At 61.3% G+C, this 4,595-nt stretch carries 7 protein-coding genes; all 7 read right to left on the bottom strand.

The window, feature by feature from the left end; genetic code table 11:
• Position 1: 1 nt before the first annotated feature.
• A complete protein-coding gene (gene map, locus VFI82_17375) occupies positions 2–775 on the bottom strand; it encodes a type I methionyl aminopeptidase (protein ID HET7186456.1) in 774 nt (257 codons plus the stop codon).
• A 179-nt stretch (positions 776–954) separates the two neighbouring features.
• On the bottom strand, positions 955–1,641 hold the full coding sequence (locus tag VFI82_17370; GenBank protein HET7186455.1) for an adenylate kinase: 687 nt from the start codon (positions 1,639–1,641) through the stop codon (positions 955–957).
• A gap of 15 nt (positions 1,642–1,656) precedes the next feature.
• The gene (gene secY / locus VFI82_17365; protein ID HET7186454.1) at positions 1,657–3,048 is read right to left on the bottom strand and encodes a preprotein translocase subunit SecY; all 1,392 of its coding nucleotides are present in this window, start codon (positions 3,046–3,048) and stop codon (positions 1,657–1,659) included.
• A gap of 16 nt (positions 3,049–3,064) precedes the next feature.
• Positions 3,065–3,589 (bottom strand): 50S ribosomal protein L15, encoded by a 525-nt coding sequence (rplO, locus tag VFI82_17360; protein ID HET7186453.1) that lies wholly within the window; start codon positions 3,587–3,589, stop codon positions 3,065–3,067.
• Between the two features lie 4 nt (positions 3,590–3,593).
• Positions 3,594–3,803 carry a 50S ribosomal protein L30 gene (gene rpmD, locus VFI82_17355; protein HET7186452.1) on the bottom strand — a complete coding sequence of 70 codons (210 nt, stop codon included), beginning with the start codon at positions 3,801–3,803 and terminating at the stop codon, positions 3,594–3,596.
• The gene (gene rpsE, locus VFI82_17350; protein HET7186451.1) at positions 3,800–4,378 is read right to left on the bottom strand and encodes a 30S ribosomal protein S5; all 579 of its coding nucleotides are present in this window, start codon (positions 4,376–4,378) and stop codon (positions 3,800–3,802) included. The genes rpmD and rpsE overlap by 4 nt, the downstream gene beginning before the upstream one ends.
• Positions 4,379–4,382: 4 nt before the next feature.
• Positions 4,383–4,595: 50S ribosomal protein L18 (locus tag VFI82_17345; protein ID HET7186450.1), on the bottom strand; the 213-nt coding region annotated here is incomplete at its 5' end.

Genomic DNA, 4,595 nt, shown 5'->3' with positions numbered 1-4,595 from the left:
CTCACCAGGACGGGCCGGTCACTTCTTTCGGGCGCGTCAAAATCCACGGCCCGTTGGCAGTGACGGCCACGGTGTGCTCGAAGTGCGCTGAAGGACTGCCGTCCGCGGTCTCCGCGGTCCATTCATCGCGCATCCGCACTTCCGGGCGCCCGGCGTTGACCATCGGTTCAACGGCGATGACCATGCCTTCCTGCAACCGCGCGCCGCGGCCTTCTTCACCGTAGTTCGGCAAGTTCGGCTCGTCGTGCATCCGCGTACCGATGCCGTGCCCGACAAACTCCCGCACCACCGAAAAACCGTTCTGCTCGACCCAGCTCTGCACCGCGTGGCCGACGTCGCCAAGGCGGTTGCCGGCGCGCATCTTGTCGATGGCGCGGTCCAGCGATTCGCGGGTCACGTCGAGCAACTTCTGCACCTCGGGCCGAACTTTCCCGAGCGGAACGGTGACCGCCGAATCCGCGTAGTAGCCGTCCACTTCCATCCCGAAATCAATCGAGACGATGTCGCCTTCGCGCAATTTGCGCTTGGGCGACGGGATGCCGTGAACGATCTCGCTGTTCACCGAAGTGCACAGCGAGCACGGGTACCCGCGGTAGCCCTTGAACGCGGCGTGCCCCGGCCCGCCCGCGATTTTTCCCTCGGCCAGCTTCTCGAGGTCCATCGTGGTCATGCCGGGCCTGACGGCGCTCCGCAGCGCGGTCAGCACGTCGTAGACGACCAGCCCTGCGCGATGCATCTTCTGCAGTTCGTCCAAACTACGCAGGTGAATCGCCATCCGATCCCTTTGCCAGGCCCGTTACGGGGGCCAAATCCTAATGGCAGCCATTGCCGGCTTGCTGCTCAAGCCGCCCGCCTCAGCCCTTCGCTTCGCTCGGCGTAAAAAGGCGGCCGCTAGAAACCAACCGCAAAATCACGGGTCTAAAGACCCGCCACTACAACTTCAGCGAACGGCAATCAGCGTGAATTGCGCACAATCTCGAGCACGCGCTGCCTTACTTCCTCGATGCTTTTCGAAGCATCGACGTCGTGCAAGCGGCCCAGCCTCCGGTAGTACGAGACCAGTGGCTCGGTCAACTTTTCGTACGCCTCCAGCCGCGGAGCCACAATTTCTTCGCGGTCGTCCGGCCGCTGCTCCAGCTCGCCGCCATCGTTATCGCAGCGGCCTTCCACCTTCGGCGGGCGCTCGTAGATATTGTAAATCTCGCCGCCCACCTTGCACATGCGCCGCCCGGTAATCCGCCGCAGCACCAGCTTCGCGTCCAACGCGAAGTGCACGACCAGCGCCGGACGGTAGCCGTTCTGCCGCAGCAGCACGCTCAGATACTGCGCCTGCGCGACGGTGCGGGGAAAACCGTCGAACACAAAACCATGCGAGCAATCCGGCCGCTCGATGCGCTCGCGAACCATCTTCAGCACCAGCGAGTCCGGAACCAGGTCGCCGCGCGCCATGATCGGTTTGACCTGCTCGCCCAGTGGCGACCCCAGGCTGACATGCTCGCGAAACATGTCGCCGGTGGAAAGATGCGGCACACGGTAAAGCTTGGCCAGCTCTTTCGCTTGCGTGCCTTTCCCTGCGCCCGGAGGCCCAAGAAAAATCACCGCGCGGTCCAGTCTTTCCGGGGCCCGTGTCTCCGGAGCCACTCCGCCTGTCTCCCCTTAGTGCCGCGAACGCAACCGGCCCTTCCGCGCAAACCCTTCGTAATTCCGCATCACCAACTGAGCTTCAATCTGCTGCACGGTGTCCATGGCCACACCGACGACAATCAGAAGCGAGGTGCCGCCAAAATAAAAGCTCACTCCCAGCCCTTTCAGAAACCAGGTGGGGAAGTGGCTGTCAAACCACGGGCCGATGCCGAGGCCCAGATGGTCGAGGTGAACTCCGGTAATCAGCCATTCCGGGAGCAAGCAGACCGCTGCCAGGTAAATTCCGGCAATAAACGTAAGCCGCTTCAAGATTTTGCTGACATGCTCGGAAGTGGTGCGGCCCGGCCGGATCCCCGGGATAAAGCCGCCGTTCTTGCGCATATTATCGGCAAGCTCCGTGGGGTTGAAAACAATCCCGATGTAGAAGAAGCAGAACAGCATGATCAGCGTGATGTAAACCAAGTCGTACAACGGCTCGCCCCAGGAGAGATAAGACTTGATGGAGTCGACAAACGCGTAACGGTGATTCATGGCCAGGGCGATGGTGGCGGGAAACGCTAACAGCGAGCTCGCAAAAATCGGCGGAATCACGCCGCCGGAGTTGACGCGCAGCGGGAGATAGGACGATTGCCCGCCCATCACGCGGCGGCCTACCACGCGCTTGGCATACTGCACGGGAATGCGGCGCTGGCCGCCTTCCATATAGACGATAAAGGCAACGACGGCGATCATGAGGATAACGAGAAAAATCAGGCCGAGCGTGGTAAGCGGACCGAATGCGCCGGTGACTTCCTTTTCCCAGAGGTCCTGAATGCCGCGCGGCAGGCCGACTACGATGCCGACAAAAATGATCAGGGACATGCCGTTGCCGATGCCGCGTTCGCTAATCTGCTCGCCCAGCCACATGATGAAGGCGGAGCCGGTGGTCAGGGTAAGAACGGTCATCAAAATAAAAGGAAGGCCGGGGTGATAAACGAGATTGGGCTGCGATTGCAGCGCGCCCGCGATGGTCAGCGACTGGATGATGCTGAGCGCGATGGTCAAATAGCGCGTATATTGCGTGATTTTCTGGCGGCCCAACTCGCCTTCTTTTTGCAGGCGCTCGAGGTACGGGAAAACCACCTGCATCAATTGCAGGATGATCGATGCCGTGATGTAAGGCATGATGCCCAGCGCGAAAATGGTCATGCGGCGGAAGGTGCCCCCGCTGAAAAGATCGAAGAGGCCCAGCGCCGAGCCCTGCGCCGCGCTGAAGAGGCGCTCGACTTCCGCGACGTTGATACCGGGCGTGGGAATGTACGCACCAATGCGATAGACCGCCAGCAGCGCCAGCGTAAACAGAATGCGGTTCCGCAAATCTTCGACGCGGAACATGTTTCGGATGGCTTCGATAAAACGGTTCATCGCAATTCCCCGATACTTACGCTACAACCTCAAACGTCCCACCGGCCTTGGCGATTTTTTCCTTAGCCGACGCGCTGAACGCGTGGGCGTGAATCGCCAGCTTGGTGGTGAGTTCGCCATCGCCCAGAACCTTGATGGGATCCAGGGGACGGCGGACAAAGCCATGGGCGCGCAGCAATTCGGGCGTCACGGTTTCCCCGGCGGGGAAAACGTTGAGCTCGCCCAGGTTCACTACGGAATAGGTGACGCCAAACAAATTGTGAAAGCCGCGCTTGGGGATGCGGCGATGCAGCGGCATCTGGCCGCCTTCAAATCCACGGCGGCGCGAATAGCCCCGGCGGGACTGCTGGCCCTTGTTGCCTGCGCCGGCGGTTTTGCCGAGCTTGGAACCCATGCCGCGGCCGACGCGGACTTTTCGGTGGCGCGAACCCGCCGGCGGATGCAAATGCGCGAGCGAAAACGCGGAGCGCTCTTTCGACGCGGGGGTTGCCGGCTTGTGCTGGCCGCCCTTGCGCGGGCGGCTTGCTTTCTTTTTCGCCATGGCTCTACTCCACCACTTCCACGAGGTGCCGGACCTTGTGAATCATGCCGCGCACCGCCGGCGTGTCCTGACGCTCGACCACTTGATGCAATCTCCGCAAACCGAGGCCGCGGACGGTTTGGCGCATATCATCGGTGCAGCCAATAAAGCTGACCACCCATTTTATCTTCACGGTGCCGGAGGTTTTTCCGGCGGATTTCTTTTGCGCGGTCATGCGTTGCTCTCACCGACGGCAGCCTTCTCTTTGGAGGTCCGGCCGCTGATTTCGTCCACAGTTTTCGAGCGCGTCTCGGCGACCTGCGCGGCATCTTTCAAACCAAGAAGCGCCGCAAACGTGGCCTTGACGACGTTGTGCGGGTTGGAGGTGCCGATCGACTTGGTCAGCACGTTGGTGATGCCCGCCACCTGCATGACCTTGCGCACCGGACCGCCGGCGATCACGCCCGTGCCTTCGGAGGCCGGCTTGAGCAGCACCTGCGCCGAGCCGTAACGGCCGAGGACCTGATGCGGAATCGTCGAACCTTTGAGGTTCAGCTTGATCAAATTTTTCTTGGCCTGCTCGATGCCCTTTTTGATGGCCATAGGCACTTCGCGCGCCTTGCCCATGCCAAACCCGGCGTGGCCGTGGCTGTCACCGACGACGACGAGCGCCGAGAAACTGAGGTTCTTGCCACCTTTGACGACTTTGGTGACGCGGTTGATGGCGATCACGTCATCCTTCAAATCCGAAGGGTTCACCTCGAGGAGCCGGCGAACCGCGAGACTGTCGCGTAGAATTTGCTTCGACATAAGCTTAGAACTTTAACCCCGCTTCCCGCGCCGCATCCGCGAGCGCCTTGACGCGGCCGTGATACTTGTACCCGCCGCGGTCGAACACCACTTTGCTGACTCCGGCGGTTTTGGCGCGCTCGGCGATGGTTTTGCCGATGACTTTGGCCGCCGCGATGTTGCCGCCGCCCTTCAAATTCTTTTTCGTTTCGGCATCGACGGAGCTGGCCGAGACCAG

Source organism: Terriglobales bacterium (assembly GCA_035691485.1).
Lineage (GTDB): Bacteria > Acidobacteriota > Terriglobia > Terriglobales > Acidobacteriaceae > JAIQGF01.
This window is presented reverse-complemented; position numbering and strand designations above follow the sequence as displayed.